A 15,456-nucleotide genomic window follows, 5' to 3' on the forward strand; every position below is an offset into this window, starting at 1 on the left:
AGAGCGTCCCGGGATGCATTCCCACGCAGACGGTTCGACGCCTCGACGTGGGAACGATCGGGTGCTATCCGAGGGCCGTTTTCTCCAGGTGTTCAAGGATGATCGGGTACACATCGACCACCGCGTTCTTGCCGAACATGCAATCGATATGGCCATAGCCCGGCACCACATGCCGGCTATAACGCTCCGGCCCATGCTTCTCGCAAACCCGCTGGTAAGTCTTGAGCGTGCTTTCCGGCAGATAACACTGGTTTTCCGCGCCGCTGATGAAACAGATCGGCATGGTCAGCCGGTCGAAGTGCGGCATGTACACATCGTTGCCCTTGAAATCCACCAGATGTCCTTTGCGCACGATCAGTGCCAGGTGCTCGAAGGTCTCGATGTTCGACTCGCCGAACAGTTCGTGCAGGTTGTCATGCAGCGTCTCGTTGAGGGTGTCGTGGCGGTACAGCGAGGCGTACATGAAGGTGATGCGGTGGCACACCGGGTTGGTGCAATAACCCTGTGCTTCAATCCGCGCGTAGCCGTTGAGGGCCTTGTCGTAGAGCTTGTTGAACCAGTTCTCCTTGCTGTCGGCGTAGGCCGTCATCGACTTCACGCCAATCGCATCGAGCATGCCCGGCAAGTGCAGACCGGCCTTCAGCCCCGTTGCCGTCGCCACCACCGTGTCGGCGGCAATCTGTGAGCAGACCACCGAACGCACGCCCTGCAAACCGGCGAGCAACGACATGAAGAACGTCGTCGCGCCGTAGCAATGCACCACGCATTGCACGTCCTTCGCGCCGGTCTGCTGCTGGATCTGCCCGATGGCGGCCTTGAAGTCGTACTGGGCGATCTGATCGCCGTTCCATTCCTTCTTGCTGGCCGGCAGCAGGATGCTCACCCGGAAATCCAGCAGCCACACGTCGTAGTCGTGCTTGCACAGAAATTCGAGCAGGTTGGTCTGGATCGTATCGGTGGAAAAGATATTCGAGCCCACACCCAAGCCATGCACCAGCATCACCGGGCCTTTGCTGCCGGCCTGATAGCGGCTCAGGCGCAGTTCCACGCCATCCTCGGTGGGGAAGAAATGCACAGCCGGCGTCGGCGCATCCAGCGGCCGTTTCAAGCGTGGCGGTGCATCGGGATTGAAGTATTTGTCACCGGCGAACACCCCGCCGTAACTCTCCCAGAGAATCCCGGCGAAGAACTTGCCGAACCGCGCCAGCCCTTCGATGCGCTCGCGCTCGTTGCGCGCATTGAGGACTTTCATGGTGGTCATCTGCTTGGCGAAATCGGCCGGATGGATGTGCATCACACCCGAACCGATCACCTCGCCCGACTTGTCCGGTCCACGGTAGAGCGTCACGTAAAGGGTGCTGGTGTCGTGCCAGATGTTCAGCACGCCGTTGTCTTCCGGCACGGTCTTGAACGCGCTGAAGAAATAGTCGTTACCGTCCTCGGCGGTCAGCTTCATGTCGTATTTCATGTGGCGCGTGTCGACCTGCTGCTCGAATTGCTCGAACAGGTTGAACACACCGTTGCTGGCGGTCAGCGGTTCCGGCGACAGCGCCGGGGCGATCACCGTACCGACGATGGTCGCGGCGTGTTCCGGTTCCTTGATCATCCGGTTGAGATCGTTGGCGGTGATGGTCAGGGTGAAGTCGATCGGCGAGTTGTCCGCCTCGCCACGTTTGGCCGCCGCCTCATAAACCTTGAGGTCGGTGCTTTGCGCAGCAGTGAAGGCCCGGGAGAAATAGCCTTTCATTGTTTCGGTGAACTGCACGCCAAGGGTCGGTGGCGCAGTCTGTTTACGCGGCGCCGATGGCAGCGTGTAGTCGATCTTCCAGCCACGATCGGCGGCCAGCAGGCCCATGTTGCGCTCGCTGACGGCGGAGATCGTCAGCAGCGGGTTGACCGCCAGTGACGTCGGAATCACCGCACCGTCGGTCACGTACAGGTTGGCGTAGACATCGGTGCCACTGGCGCCGCTGAACACCTGCCCCTTGTGGTTGACCACGCCTTGCCCGGCGTCCTTGCCCATCACGCAACCGCCCAGCGGATGCACCGAGACGATGCTGTGTTTGAGCAACTTGGTCCAGATAGGATTCTCCACCCAGATCCCGCCCAACGCCTGGGTGCTCTGGTGCAGGCGTTCGTTGCCGATCTTGAAGTTTTCCTGTTCGCCAACGCCCGGCCAGTCAATGCGCAACTGATCCTTGTTATCGAGGACCATGCGGCCCTGGCCACTGTCGTGGCTCATGATCAGGTACGTCTGCATGTTGTGCAGCGCGCCGTAGTACGGGCCGCGCAGGAAGCTTTCGGCCTCGCGCTCCTTGTACTTCACTTTGCCGCTGAAACTGTCGTCGGTGGGCTTGCCGATCAGCTCGGCAAACCCGGCCATCGCCGGCACCATCGGCCGGCCAAGCGCGCCGGGGATCGAACCTTCCTCGATGACCATGCGGCTGCGCCAGTCGCCTTCGGTGCGCATGTCGATGATCGAGGTGATGCACGGGCCGACCGGTTTCATTTCCTTGGCCGGGTGCGTGCCGAAACCGATGCCGTTGATGGTCTGTTCGCAGTTGTGGCCGAAGCCGAGGATGTCACCGTTGCCGCTCATGTTCTCGCCGAGCTGCCCGGACATCGCCAGGCCCTTGTCCCGCGAGCGCAGCAGAATCTCGGTGGAACCGAGGGTGCCGGCGGACACCACGACGATGTCGGCCTTCACGAACAGCGTCGGCGCGTCGAACTTCTCGCGACCACTGTCCAGATACTGGAAGTGCACGATCCAGCCATCGCCATCGCGCTCCAGATGCCGCACCTGGGCCTGGCAGATGATCTCCGCGCCGTGATTGCAGGCGTCCGGCAGGTAGTTCATCAGCGTGGTGTTCTTGGCCTTGTTGTTACAGCCCGAAACGCAGTCGCCGCAGTGGTTGCACGGCAGTTGCTCGACGCCGACGTGGTTGAGGTTGTTCGGCAGTTTGTCGAAGGTCACGTTGATCGGCGGTTTGTAGAAGTGCGCGCCTTGCTTGAGGAAATCCGCGGACTTTTTGTTGGCGTCGAGCTTGGGCAAATTCGGCGCGGTATTCGGGTAAGGATTGGGTTTGAGCATTTCCCGGGCGCGGGCATAACCGTCCTTGAGCAGGGTGTCGCGGTGTTCGCGCACCTCCTGCGGCCAGCGCGGGTCATCAAAGACGCCGGGCTCAGGTTCCAGCGAGACGTTGGCATTGATCAGCGACGTGCCACCCAGGCCACAGCCGACCACTACGTTCTGCTGCGCGTTGACATGCAGATCGAACAACCCGGTGCGCGAGCCGATGTGGCCGTCCGGGTCGTTCACCTGCAACTCTTCGGTCGCAGCGATCATGGTGTTGGGGTATTCGCCGGGCTGGATTTCCCGACCGCGTTCCAGCAGACACACCTTTTTGCCGGCCCGGGACAACCGCGAAGCGGCAATGCCGCCGCCATACCCGGAGCCGATGACGATCACGTCGTAGTGTTCCTTGATGTCGCTGATGGGCGTTGCGATCCGTGTCATGAGGTGGTTCCTCTCTCAGGCAGATGGGGCAACTCTGCGGTTGCCTGCAATCAATGGGCGAACGGGCACCTGGCCTCCGGTTTCGGCGGCAGTACAGCGATGTGGTCAATATCGACTCGCTACAGGCGGGCGTGCTGATTGGCGGCACGACGCAAGGTGCGCTTGCGCGGCAGCGGGGCCGGTAAGGCGCGGAGCATGCGGGGATTGAGGGGTGAGCGATGTGGCTGGGTATCCATCACGCGTTCTCCCTGAACCAGATGTGGATAAGTGACGGCGGTCCTTGTGCCATTGGAGTGAAGACAGCGGCCGGAATGAAGTCAAGGCAGCGCTTTAGAACTGTATGAAATCTGATCAATTACCGTTTGGACTATAGCCGGCGGGGCTTGCAGGGTTTGGCGAACAAGTTATCCACATAGCCACCCACAGCAAATGGGGACAACTGTGGATGACCCGGAAAAATATCGACGGTTTTGTGAAGAAAAAAAGTGACTTATCCAGAAGCAGGGTTTTCAGCAACGATTGAGTGTTTTTTGATCACAAGCCTGAAAGGCACGGATTGCGTGGCTTGCAAAGGATGGCGAACACCTTATCCACAGAAGCGCCAACAGACTTCGGGGGTAACTTGGCGGGCTCTGTGGAAAAGCGTCATAGGCGTTGATAAATCGGGGTTTGCGTGGGGATTGACGGATTAAAAGGCTGAATTGAGCGTTTTTTGATCAGATCTTTGTAGGCCATGGTTTATAAGGCTCTTAGCGGATAGCGAACATCTTATCCACAGAAGCGCCAACAGAGATTGGGGGCAAGTTGGGGAGTTGTCGTGGGGAAAAACTTAGAAAAAACCGCGAGTTAGGCTGGTTATTTTTTGATCTTGGGGCTGGAGGGCTTGATTGGCGTGGGGCTCAGGGATGGGTGTACACGTTATCCACAGATCCGCCAACAGGGATTGTGGGTAAAAACCCTCTTCCAAAGGAAGAGGGTCAAATGCAGGGCTCTAGCGGACAACACCTTCTTCGATCAGCAGTTTGAGAATAGCTTCGGCACCTGCCTCGGCCGTCACGCCCTTAAGCACTTGCCCCCCGCCAGCACTGGCCTTGGCCGTCGCCGCCTTCATCCGGTCCGCCCCGCTCTTGGCCTTGATCACCTTCAACCGTTTCGGCCGTGGCTTGGCCGGTTGCAGGGTCGACACCGCAAGCAATTCGTCGTCCACCACTTCCACGTCTTTTGCCTGGAGAACCCCACGCCGCGCCGGGCCGTAAGCACTCTGCCGAGGCTTGGGCGCGGCGTTATCCACAGTCGCGAGAAACGGCAGACGTACCTTCAACCGGCGCCGCTGCCCACGGGGCAACGCTTGCAGCACCAGCGCCGAGCCGTCGTTGATCGATTCGACCTGTGCCAGCCCCACCACCAGCGGCCAGCCCAGGCCTTCGGCCAGCAGGAACGGCAGCATCCCCGAACCTTCGCCGGTTTCCGCCTGGCTGCCGGTCAGCACGACCTGGGCACCGGCGTCACGCAGATAGTCGGTCAACGCCGGCAGCGCGTCGGCGCCGGCCGATTGTTCCAGCACATGCATCTGTGTAAGGCCCATGCCCAGATAGGCGCGCAGCGCAGGTTCGCCAATGTCTCCGGCATGCAGCACTTGCAGGTTATCCCCAGCCAGTTGCAGACCAAGCTCCACCGCGCGGGCGTCCTGTTCGGCGCGGCGCGGGCGGCCCGAGGTCGGGTGGGCGCCGATTGAAACCAGACTGATGATCTTTGTGCTCATAACCGTTCCTTAAGCCGCATCGCGCTTGGCTTCGTTGCGGTAAGCCTCTACCGCCGCGATCAAGGCCTGAAGAATTTCCGCGCTTTCGCCGATCACCGACAGGTCGGCACGCTTGATCATGTCGCAGCCCGGATCGAGGTTGATCGCCACCACCTTGTCGCAGGCACCGATGCCTTGCAGGTGCTGGATCGCCCCGGAAATCCCCACGGCCACGTAAACCCGCGCCGTGACCCAGGTGCCGGACGCGCCGACCTGACGGTCACGGGTCATGAACCCATCGTCCACCGCCACCCGCGAGGCGCCTTCGGTGGCACCGAGAGCGGCGGCGGTCCTGTGGAAAAGCTCCCAGTCCTTGACGCCGTTGCCGCCAGAGAAGATGAACTCGGCTTCGGCCATCGGAATCGCCGACGGATCCACCGCCACCGCGCCCAGATCCTCGATCCGCGACAGGCTGCGCGCGACAGGTGTGGATAACTCCACCGGCAGTGCTTCGTGACGGGTTTCGCTGACCGGCTCGGCACATTCGGCGGACGCCAGAATCAACCGCGCCACCGGACGAGCGAGATCCTGCAACCCGGCACCGGCGCGGCCGATGCATTCCTGATCCTTGACCTGCCACACCCGTGTGGCCGGGCGTTCGCCCAGTGCAGCGGCAAAGCGCCGACCCAGTTCGCCGCCACCGCTGCGGCTGTCCGGCAGCAGCCAGTGGCGCGGGTTGAACTGGTTATCCACAGCGCGCAGGCCCTGGATCCGTTGTTCCGGTGCATAACCGCTGAATTCTTCGCCTTCCAGCACCAGCAAGCGATCGACGCCTGCCGTGGCAAAAGCGTTTTCCTTGTGCTCGCCGAAGACCAAGGCCAACACGGCGCCGTCGCTGCCGGCCAGTTGATGAGCCAGGCCGAGCAAATCACGGTCGTGGCTGCTCAGGCGGCCACCGACCATGTCGGGCACCACGCTGATGTAGAACGCCGGGGCCGGCACCTGATGCAGCGGCAATTGCACTTCGACCGCTGCCGAGCGTTTGACCGCCCCGCCCTGCTGGGCGCCGCTGCGGTCGATGCGCTTGATGCCGTTCGGCCCGATAAAGCCGATGCCGTGCAGGTTCTTGCGGATGATCCCGTTGGGCCCCATCCAGCTGTGTTGCGCCGGTTGCATGGCCGCGTGCAGCGGATGCAGACGGTTGCGTGCGATCCATTCGGCGCGGGGGTCGCGGCGGATAATGTCGCTCATCAGTGGGCCTCCGCAGGTTCACGTTTGGCCGGGGTGGCAGGCTTGTTCGGCGCGGCGTCTTCGAGCAGCGCGTCGGCCACCAGTTCGGCGATGTCCTTGATCAGCGGACGCGGTTCGACCACGCCTTCGAGCATCGCCGTGCACTGTGGACAACCCACCGCCACCAGCTCCGCGCCGGTCTCGCGGATGTCTTCCATGCGCATGTCGGGGATCCGCTGCTTGCCCGGAATGTCAGTGATCGGCGCCCCGCCACCACCGCCGCAGCAGCGCGAACGGAAGCCGGAACGTTGCATCTCCTTGATCTCGATGCCGAGCGCACGCAGCACTTCGCGCGGCGCCTCGTACTCGCCGTTGTAACGGCCGAGATAGCACGGATCGTGGTAAGTCACGCTGTTGCCTTTGTGCTGACCGAGGTTCAGCGCGCCGGCCTGGATGATTTCCGCCAGATAAGTGCTGTGGTGCTGCACGAGGTAATTGCCATCGAACGCGCCGTACTCGTTTTTCAGAACGTGGAAGCTGTGCGGATCGCAGGTGACGATGCGGTTGAAGCTGTATTTGGCCAGGGTCTGGATATTGCGCTTGGCGAGCAACTGGAAGGTCGCTTCATCACCAAGACGTCGGGCAACGTCGCCGCTGTCGCGCTCTTCAAGACCCAGCACCGCGAAGTCGACCTTGGCCGCTTTCAGCACTTTGACGAAGGCGCGCAAGGTGCGCTGGTTGCGCATGTCGAAGGCGCCGTCGCCGACCCAGAACAGCACGTCGGTGGACTGCTTTTCGCTGAGCAGGTTGAGGTTCAGGTCCGCCGCCCAGTTCATCCGTCCGCCCGGGGCGAAACCGCCGGGGTTGTCGGTGGCGATCAGGTTTTCCAGGACTTCGGCGCCCTTGTTCGGGGTCGCGCCTTTTTCCAAAGTCAGGTGACGACGCATGTCGACGATGGCATCGACGTGCTCGATCATCATCGGGCATTCCTCGACGCAGGCGCGGCACGTGGTGCACGACCACAGGGTTTCGGCATCGACCAGGCCGTTGACGATCGGTTGATGCGGATTGCCGCTGTGTTCGCCCACTGGTTTGCCCGGATAAGGGCTGCCGGCGAACTTGGCATCGGTGCCGCCGGCGAGGCCGACGACCATGTCCTGAATCAGCTTTTTCGGATTCAGCGGCTGGCCGGCGGCAAATGCCGGGCACGCCGCTTCGCACTTGCCGCACTGCACGCAGGCGTCGAAACCGAGCAACTGGTTCCAGGTGAAATCCTTAGGTTTTTCCACACCCAGCGGTGCGGTCGGATCATTCAGGTCCAGCGGTTTCAAACCAGTGGAACGGCCGCCGCCAAAACGTTCGGCGCGACGGTGCCAGGCCAGGTGCAGCGCACCGGCGAAGGCGTGTTTCATCGGGCCGCCCCAGGTCATGCCGAAGAACAGTTCCGACACACCCCACAACACGCCGAGCCCGAGAATCGCTGCCAGCACCCAGCCGCCGAAGTTCTCCGGCAGGATCCCGGCCACCGGCAAGGTCACCAGGAAGAACGACGCCGAGAACGCCAGCAGGCTTTTCGGCAGGCGCATCCACGGGCCTTTCGACAGTCGCGACGGCGGGTTGAGCCGACGCCGATAAACGAAGATCGCCCCGACGAACATCACCGCCGTCATCAGCAGCAACGCGTAGCCAAGAATGCGGTTATGCAGGCCGAAACCGTGCACCAGAATCGCCAGCACGATCGACGCCACCGCACCGCCCGCCGTGGCGACGTGGGTGTTGGCGATGTATTTGTCCCGCGCCACCACGTGGTGCAGATCGACCATGTAACGCTTGGGCATGGCAAACAGGCCGCCGATCAGGTCGACCTTCGAGGCCCGGCCCCGGCGCCACATGGCCACCCGCCGCAACGCACCCAGCACCGCAAGGGCCAGGGCTGCGAACAACAGGATTGGAAGAAGGGTGTTCAACATGGTGAAGCTCCCACCAGTACAGCCTGGAGAAACACGTTCAGCGTGTTCCCGTGGGAGCGAGCTTGCTCGCGAAGCGCTGGGTCAGTCGGTACAGCGATGACTGACAGCATGCATTCGCGGGCAAGCCCGCTCCCACAGGGTCATGTGCAAGCCTTTAGAAGTCTTTGCACAACCGCAGGGCGTCATAGATCGCAGCGTGGGTATTACGCTGCGCCACGCAGTCACCGATGCGGAACAGCAGGTAACCGTCGCCATTGCTGCTCAACGAAGGTTGCGGCTGGATCGCGAACAGCGCCTCGACATCGATCTGGCCCTTGTTGCGCGAGCCATCCTTGAGGGCGTAGTAGATTTCCTCATCCGGGCGCACGCCGTTCTCGACGACCACCTGATCCACCACCCGCTCCTCTTTGGCGCCGGTGTATTCGTTCTCCAGCACCGCGACCAGCTTGTCGCCTTCGCGGTAGACCTTCTCCAGCATCATGTCGCCGGTCATGATCACTTCTTTCGGGTACATGCTGCGGTAGTAGGTCGGGAACGACGTACCGCCGATGGCCACGCCCGGCTTGATGTCGTCGGTGACGATCTCGACCTGGCTGCCCTTGTCAGCGAGGAAGTCGGCGACCGACATCCCGGTGAACTCGCAAATGGTGTCGTAGACCAGCACGTTCTTGCCCGGCGCGACCTTGCCGTCGAGCACGTCCCAACTGCTGACCACCAGCCCTTCGGCGGCGCCCCAGTGTTCGTTCTGCTCCAGGTACGGATGCCCGCCGACGGCCAGCACCACGATGTCCGGACGCAGGTCCATGATGGTGTCGGCATCCGCGGCAGTGCCCAGACGCAGGTCGACTTTCAGTCGCGCCAGTTCCAGCTGGAACCAGCGAGTGATACCGGCGATCTGGTCACGCTGCGGCGCTTTCGAGGCCGTGGTGATCTGCCCGCCGATGAATTCTTTCTTCTCGAACAGGGTCACGTCGTGGCCACGTTCGGCTGCCACGCGAGCAGCTTCCATCCCCGCCGGGCCGGCACCGACGATTACCACCTTGCGTTTCGGCCCGGTGGATTTCTCGATGATGTGCGGCACGCCCATGTATTCACGGGAGGTCGCGGCGTTCTGGATGCACAGCACGTCCAGACCTTGGTACTGGCGGTCGATGCAGTAGTTGGCGCCAACACACTGTTTGATCTGGTCGATCTGGCCCATCTTGATCTTGGCGATCAGGTGCGGGTCGGCGATGTGGGCGCGAGTCATGCCGACCATGTCGACGTAACCGCCCTCCAGAATCCGCGTGGCCTGGTTCGGGTCCTTGATGTTCTGCGCGTGCAGCACCGGAACCTTGACCACTTCCTTGATCCCGGCCGCCAGGTGCAGGAACGGCTCCGGCGGGTAACTCATGTTCGGAATCACGTTGGCCAGGGTGTTGTGGGTGTCGCACCCCGAGCCGACGACGCCGATGAAATCGAGCATGCCGGTGTCGTCGTAATACTTGGCGATCTGCTTCATGTCTTCGTGGGACAGGCCGTCCGGGTGGAACTCGTCACCGCAGATACGCATGCCGACGCAGAAATCGTCACCGACTTCGGCACGTACGGCTTTCAGGACTTCCAGACCGAACTTCATCCGGCCCTCGAAAGTGCCGCCCCATTCGTCGGTACGCTTGTTGACGCGAGGGCTCCAGAACTGGTCGATCATGTGCTGGTGCACGGCCGACAGTTCGACGCCGTCCAGACCACCGGCCTTGGCACGGCGCGCGGCTTGCGCGTAGTTGCCGATCACCCGCCAGATTTCTTCCGGCTCAATCGTTTTGCAAGTGGCACGGTGTACCGGTTCACGGATGCCCGACGGCGACATCAGGGTCGGCCAGTGGAAACCGTCCCAACGGGAGCGACGGCCCATGTGGGTAATCTGGATCATGATCTTGGCGCCATGCTTGTGCATGGCGTCGGCGAGGTTCTGGAAGTGCGGGATGATCCGGTCGGTGGACAGGTTCACCGAGCTCCACCATTGCTGCGGGCTGTCGATCGCCACCACGGACGAACCGCCACAGATCGCCAGGCCGATGCCGCCCTTGGCTTTCTCTTCGTAATACTTGACGTACCGTTCGGTGGTCATGCCGCCGTCGGTCGCGTAGACCTCGGCGTGCGCGGTGCTGAGCACGCGGTTGCGGATGGTCAGTTTGCCGATCTGGATCGGCTGGAACATTGCTTCGAAAGCCATGGCGGGTTCCTCGACTTACAACGGCTTGACGGTGAACAGGCCGTCGTCGTGGCCTTCTTCGGAGCCACCGTAGACTTGTTCGGCCACGGTGCGGATCTTGCTGCCACGAGCGGCAAGGATCTGATCCATCGCGCCGGCAAACCAGCCGGTGAACATGTAGTCGACCTTGCGTCCGACCTTGCCGTAGACGTAGACGAACGCCGAGTGTTCGAGCTTGACGCTGCAGGTGCCTTTATCGAGGTCGATGTCCTGGATCTTGAACAGGCCCCAGCCGCGCTGCGACAGACGCTTCATGTAGTGCTCGAACACCGCGACGCCTTCCAGACCGTGGCATTCGGCTTCTTTTTCACACCAGTGCCAGGCGGATTTGTAGCCGGCCTTGTAGAGGATTTCGGCGTAGGCGTCGGCGCCCAGCACTTCCTCGATGCCCATGTGGTTGTTGACGAAGAAGTGGCGCGGCACGTACAGCATCGGCAGGGCGTCGGAGGTCCAGACACCGGTCTCGCTGTCGACTTCGATTGGCAATTGCGGGGCGATCTTGGCCATGGAAACTTAACTCCAGAAAAATTTGGGTGTTGCCCCCGGCGCGGACGGCCGGGGGAAAGTATTCAGAGAAGCGGCTTACTCGCCCCAGACGTCTTTCAAGACGTTGACCCAGTTTTCGCCCATGATCTTGCGCACCACACGTTCGGAGTGGCCGCGCTTGAGCAGGGTTTCGGTCAGGTTCGGGAACTCGCCGACGGTGCGGATGCCCAGCGGGTTGATGATCTTGCCGAAGTTGGTCAGACGGCGGGCGTAGCCCTTGTCGTGGGTCAGGTATTCGAAGAAGTCCTGACCGTGACCCTGGGTGAAGTCGGTGCCGATACCGATGGCGTCTTCGCCCACGATGTTCATCGTGTATTCGATGGCTTCGGCGTAGTCGTCGATGGTCGAGTCGATGCCCTTGGCCAGGAACGGCGCGAACATGGTCACGCCGACGAAACCGCCGTGGTCGGCAATGAACTTCAGTTCTTCATCGGACTTGTTGCGCGGGTGCTCCTTGAGCCCCGACGGCAGGCAGTGGGAATAGCAGACCGGTTTTTTCGATTCGAGGATGACTTCCTCGGAAGTCTTGGAGCCGACGTGGGACAGGTCGCACATGACGCCGACACGGTTCATCTCGGCGACGATTTCGCGACCGAAGCCCGACAGACCGCCGTCACGCTCGTAGCAACCGGTGCCCACCAGGTTCTGGGTGTTGTAGCACATCTGCACGATGCCGACGCCGAGCTGCTTGAACACCTCGACATAGCCGATCTGGTCTTCGAACGCATGGGCGTTCTGGAAGCCGAAGAGGATGCCGGTCTTGCCCTGCTCCTTGGCCTTGCGGATGTCGGCGGTGGTGCGGACGGGGATCACCAGGTCGCTGTTTTCACGGATCAGCTTCTGGCTGGCGGCGATGTTGTTGACCGTGGCCTGAAAGCCCTCCCACACCGACACGGTGCAGTTGGCCGCCGTCAGACCGCCCTTGCGCATGTCTTCGAACAGCTCGCGGTTCCATTTGGCAATGATCAGACCGTCGATAACGATGCTGTCGGCGTGTAATTCGGCTGGGCTCATCAGGCGTCCCCTTATTGGCGATTCATGCGCCGAATCGTCTGCCGGCGCTTTGGGGCCAGCATATGCCTCGGTGCACGACCAGCCGGGTGCAAAAACGACAGGGGAATTGCCGAAAGCGTCAATCCGCGACAAAGGGTCGCCAACCGGTCCGACCAGCCACCTGTTCAAGCCCGCGAGCTTGAGCCAGAATCTGCCGCATCTCGGAAACACCACTGGATTAGAGCGGCGACATCAATGAAATCGATCTTCCTGGCTTTGGCACTGATTGCGACCGGCGTACACGCCGCCGAAGAGTCCGACAACAACCCGTGCGATGCGGTGGAAAACGACGTCCAGACCCTGGAATGCTCGACCTACAGCCGCACCACCGCCGAAGACCTGCTCCAGGACAACTTCAAAAGCCTGAACGAGCGCATGCAATCGACCTACGGCAAGAACCCTGCGCAACTGGCCGACATCACCGCCAAACTCAAGACCGCCCAGCAACAATGGCTGAAAACCCGCGATGCCGACTGCGCTGTCGAAGCCTTCCCGGCGACGGACGGCAGCAAGGCGTTCAAGATTGCGCAGAATGATTGCGTGGCGCGGATGAGCGATGAGCGGTCGGAGTTTTTGGAGTCGATCGGGCAGGAGTGAGGACTTGAGCTGTAAGCTGCATCTCTCCAGCCAATCAAGGGATTCACATGAACATCTGCGGTATCGAAATCAAAGGCAGTGAAGCGATCATCGCCGTGGCGTCCCTCGACGGTTCGGTGCTGAGCCATGTCGCTCTGAGCACCAAGAAAATCGCCCTGGACGATGACGACGAGGCGGCCAACGTCAAAGTATTTGCTGCGCAGGTGGCGTCGTTCGTGCGGGAGAACGCCATCGATCGCATCGCGATCAAGAAGCGCAGCAAGAAGGGCGAGTTTGCCGGTGGGCCGACCACGTTCAAGATCGAGGGCGTGTTTCAGTTGCTCGATGGTTGCGAGGTGACGCTGCTGTCGCCGCAGACGATCAATGCCCAGGCCAAGAAGCACAACTTCGAGCTGCCGGGGACGCTGAACAAGTATCAGCACGAGGCTTACAAGGCGGCCTGCTCCGCTTTGCTGAAAAAGTAACTCAAGCCTGAGCGGTACGCCGATCCTCGCGCGGACACCGGGCAAACTTCGCCCGGTAGCTGCGGGTGAAATACGACGGTGATTCAAACCCGCAGGCGATGCTGACTTCCAGCACACTCATGTCGGTCTGGCGCAACAGCTGCCGGGCTTTCTCCAGCCGCAAGCGCAGGTAGAAGTTGCTCGGCGTGTCGTTCAGGTGCAGGCGGAACAACCGCTCCAGTTGCCGCCGCGTCACCTTGATCGATTCCGCCAGCTCCAGGGTGGTCAGCGGCGGTTCGCTGTGTTGTTCCATCTCGCCAATCACATGAACCAGTTTCTTGTTGCTGATGCCGTAACGCTTGGCGACTTCCATGCGCTGGTGGTCCTTGCGCGGACGAATCCGCCCCAATACAAACTGCTCGCTGACCTGGATCGCCAGTTGCGGGCCGTGGGCCTGGGCGATCAGGTCGAGCATCAGGTCGATGGAAGCGGTGCCGCCAGCGGACGTGATGCGCCGACGGTCGATCTCGAACAGCTCCTGGGTGACGCTGAGCTGTGGATAAGATTCCTTGAAGGCGTCGATGGCCTCCCAATGCAGGGTCAGGCGATGGCCGTCGAGCAGGCCGGCCTCGGCGAGGACGAAACTGCCAGTGTCGATGGCGCCGAGGGTCACGCCTTCGTTGTCCAGGCGTCGCAGCCAGTGTTCCAGCGCCGGGGTGGCGAACTTCAGTGGCTCGAACCCGGCGACCACCAGCAGCGTCGCACCTTTCTTCAACGGCTCCAGCGCCGCGTCGGCGTTGACCGACATCCCGTTGCTCGCCAGCACCGCCCCGCCATCGGCGCTCAAGACGTGCCAGCGGTACAGCTCACCGCGAAAGCGGTTGGCCACCCGCAGCGGTTCGATCGCAGAGATGAAACCGATGGCGGAAAAACCCGGCATCAACAGAAAGTAGAAATCCTGGGACATGGCGCGCACTCGGTCAGCGGGTAGCGTGCAACGTTGATACGCCAGTTGTCGGCGGCATTCAAGAGCACAGGTCGCTGCAGTGCAAGAGCTGGTCGCCGCAGTGCGTTTTTGTGGGGGCGTTGCTGCGTAATTTGGCATCACCGGCACGACAGATGCCGGGACCCACAATAACGACCTGCCGAGGAACCCGACATGAAACGACTGATCAGCAGCTGTGTTCTCGCACTCAGCGGTACCGCGTTTTTAAGCGCCAGTGTCATGGCGGCCGAACCTGCCTCGTGCCAGAACGTGCGCATGGGCGTCGTGAACTGGACCGACGTGATCGCCACCAGCGCCATGACCCAGGTTCTGCTCGACGGCCTCGGCTACAGCACCAAACAAACCAGCGCCTCCCAGCAAATCATCTTCGCCGGGATCCGCGACCAGCGTCTGGACCTGTTCCTCGGCTACTGGAACCCGTTGATGACCCAGACCATCACCCCGTTCGTCGACGCCAATCAGGTCAAAGTCCTCCAGGCCCCGAGCCTCAAGGATGCCCGCGCCACCCTCGCCGTACCGACCTATCTGGCGGACAAGGGTCTGAAAACCTTCGCCGATATCGCCAAGTTCGAGAAAGAACTGGGCGGCAAGATCTACGGCATCGAGCCAGGCTCGGGCGCCAACACCCAGATCAAGGCGATGATCGCCAAGAACCAGTTCGGCCTCGGCAAATTCCAGCTCGTGGAATCGAGCGAGGCCGGCATGCTTGCCGCCGTCGATCGCGCCGTGCGCCGCAAGGAAGCCGTGGTGTTCTTCGGCTGGGCGCCGCACCCGATGAACGTCAACGTGAAGATGACTTATCTGACCGGCAGCGACGACGCCCTCGGCCCGAACGAAGGCATGGCCACCGTGTGGACCGTCACCGCGCCGAAATACGCCGAACAATGCCCGAACGTCGGCCGCCTGCTGAGCAACCTGACGTTCACCGCCGAAGACGAGAGCCGGATGATGCAGCCGCTGCTCGATCACAAGGACGCTTTCGAATCGGCCAAGCAATGGCTCAAGGATCACCCGCAGGACAAACAGCGCTGGCTCGAAGGCGTGACCACCTTCGATGGCAAACCGGCGGCTGAAAACCTCCAGCTCACCAGTAAATAAA

Annotated in this window: 11 protein-coding genes; 3 read left to right on the top strand and 8 right to left on the bottom strand. The window is 61.6% G+C overall.

The window, feature by feature from the left end; genetic code table 11:
- Positions 1-64: 64 nt before the first annotated feature.
- From IF199_RS27725 to IF199_RS27755, 7 genes are all read right to left on the bottom strand, one after another.
- Positions 65-3,517, bottom strand: a complete 3,453-nt coding sequence (locus IF199_RS27725; protein ID WP_192559171.1) for a GMC family oxidoreductase N-terminal domain-containing protein — start codon at positions 3,515-3,517, stop codon at positions 65-67.
- Between the two features lie 991 nt (positions 3,518-4,508).
- Positions 4,509-5,279 (bottom strand): electron transfer flavoprotein subunit beta, encoded by a 771-nt coding sequence (gene etfB, locus IF199_RS27730; RefSeq protein ID WP_192559172.1) that lies wholly within the window; start codon positions 5,277-5,279, stop codon positions 4,509-4,511.
- A 9-nt stretch (positions 5,280-5,288) separates the two neighbouring features.
- A complete protein-coding gene (gene etfA, locus IF199_RS27735) occupies positions 5,289-6,509 on the bottom strand; it encodes an electron transfer flavoprotein subunit alpha (protein WP_192559173.1) in 1,221 nt (406 codons plus the stop codon).
- The gene (dgcB, locus tag IF199_RS27740) at positions 6,509-8,458 is read right to left on the bottom strand and encodes a dimethylglycine demethylation protein DgcB (protein ID WP_192559174.1); all 1,950 of its coding nucleotides are present in this window, start codon (positions 8,456-8,458) and stop codon (positions 6,509-6,511) included. The genes etfA and dgcB overlap by 1 nt, the downstream gene beginning before the upstream one ends.
- 154 nt (positions 8,459-8,612) lie before the next feature.
- A complete protein-coding gene (dgcA, locus tag IF199_RS27745; protein WP_007959780.1) occupies positions 8,613-10,673 on the bottom strand; it encodes a dimethylglycine demethylation protein DgcA in 2,061 nt (686 codons plus the stop codon).
- Between the two features lie 15 nt (positions 10,674-10,688).
- Positions 10,689-11,219, bottom strand: a complete 531-nt coding sequence (locus IF199_RS27750) for a DUF5943 domain-containing protein (RefSeq protein WP_007959778.1) — start codon at positions 11,217-11,219, stop codon at positions 10,689-10,691.
- Between the two features lie 75 nt (positions 11,220-11,294).
- Positions 11,295-12,272 (bottom strand): dipeptidase, encoded by a 978-nt coding sequence (locus IF199_RS27755; RefSeq protein ID WP_007959776.1) that lies wholly within the window; start codon positions 12,270-12,272, stop codon positions 11,295-11,297.
- A 234-nt stretch (positions 12,273-12,506) separates the two neighbouring features.
- Between IF199_RS27755 and IF199_RS27760 the strand changes: the two genes are divergently transcribed.
- Both IF199_RS27760 and IF199_RS27765 read left to right on the top strand, forming a co-directional pair.
- Positions 12,507-12,908, top strand: coding sequence for a lysozyme inhibitor LprI family protein (locus tag IF199_RS27760; protein ID WP_102619806.1), 402 nt, complete (start codon positions 12,507-12,509; stop codon positions 12,906-12,908).
- Positions 12,909-12,955: 47 nt separating this feature from the next.
- A complete protein-coding gene (locus IF199_RS27765; RefSeq protein ID WP_192559175.1) occupies positions 12,956-13,372 on the top strand; it encodes a DUF3010 family protein in 417 nt (138 codons plus the stop codon).
- Position 13,373: 1 nt separating this feature from the next.
- Here IF199_RS27765 and IF199_RS27770 read toward each other — a convergent pair whose 3' ends face one another.
- The gene (locus IF199_RS27770; protein ID WP_192559176.1) at positions 13,374-14,318 is read right to left on the bottom strand and encodes a GlxA family transcriptional regulator; all 945 of its coding nucleotides are present in this window, start codon (positions 14,316-14,318) and stop codon (positions 13,374-13,376) included.
- 192 nt (positions 14,319-14,510) lie between these two features.
- Between IF199_RS27770 and IF199_RS27775 the strand changes: the two genes are divergently transcribed.
- Entirely contained in the window at positions 14,511-15,455 is a 945-nt protein-coding gene (locus tag IF199_RS27775; protein WP_192559177.1) for a choline ABC transporter substrate-binding protein, read from the top strand.
- Position 15,456: the final 1 nt, after the last annotated feature.

Source organism: Pseudomonas allokribbensis (genome assembly GCF_014863605.1).
Classification (GTDB): Bacteria; Pseudomonadota; Gammaproteobacteria; order Pseudomonadales; family Pseudomonadaceae; genus Aquipseudomonas; species Aquipseudomonas allokribbensis.

Bases quoted from the DNA above. Each gene is read 5' to 3' on its own strand.
- IF199_RS27770 (WP_192559176.1), bottom strand. From the start codon at position 14,318: ATGTCCCAGGATTTCTACTTTCTGTTGATGCCGGGTTTTTCCGCCATC.
- IF199_RS27725 (WP_192559171.1), bottom strand. From the start codon at position 3,517: ATGACACGGATCGCAACGCCCATCAGCGACATCAAGGAACACTACGAC.
- IF199_RS27765 (WP_192559175.1), top strand. From the start codon at position 12,956: ATGAACATCTGCGGTATCGAAATCAAAGGCAGTGAAGCGATCATCGCC.
- IF199_RS27760 (WP_102619806.1), top strand. From the start codon at position 12,507: ATGAAATCGATCTTCCTGGCTTTGGCACTGATTGCGACCGGCGTACAC.
- IF199_RS27775 (WP_192559177.1), top strand. From the start codon at position 14,511: ATGAAACGACTGATCAGCAGCTGTGTTCTCGCACTCAGCGGTACCGCG.
- etfA (WP_192559173.1), bottom strand. From the start codon at position 6,509: ATGAGCGACATTATCCGCCGCGACCCCCGCGCCGAATGGATCGCACGC.
- dgcA (WP_007959780.1), bottom strand. From the start codon at position 10,673: ATGGCTTTCGAAGCAATGTTCCAGCCGATCCAGATCGGCAAACTGACC.
- etfB (WP_192559172.1), bottom strand. From the start codon at position 5,279: ATGAGCACAAAGATCATCAGTCTGGTTTCAATCGGCGCCCACCCGACC.
- IF199_RS27755 (WP_007959776.1), bottom strand. From the start codon at position 12,272: ATGAGCCCAGCCGAATTACACGCCGACAGCATCGTTATCGACGGTCTG.
- IF199_RS27750 (WP_007959778.1), bottom strand. From the start codon at position 11,219: ATGGCCAAGATCGCCCCGCAATTGCCAATCGAAGTCGACAGCGAGACC.
- dgcB (WP_192559174.1), bottom strand. From the start codon at position 8,458: ATGTTGAACACCCTTCTTCCAATCCTGTTGTTCGCAGCCCTGGCCCTT.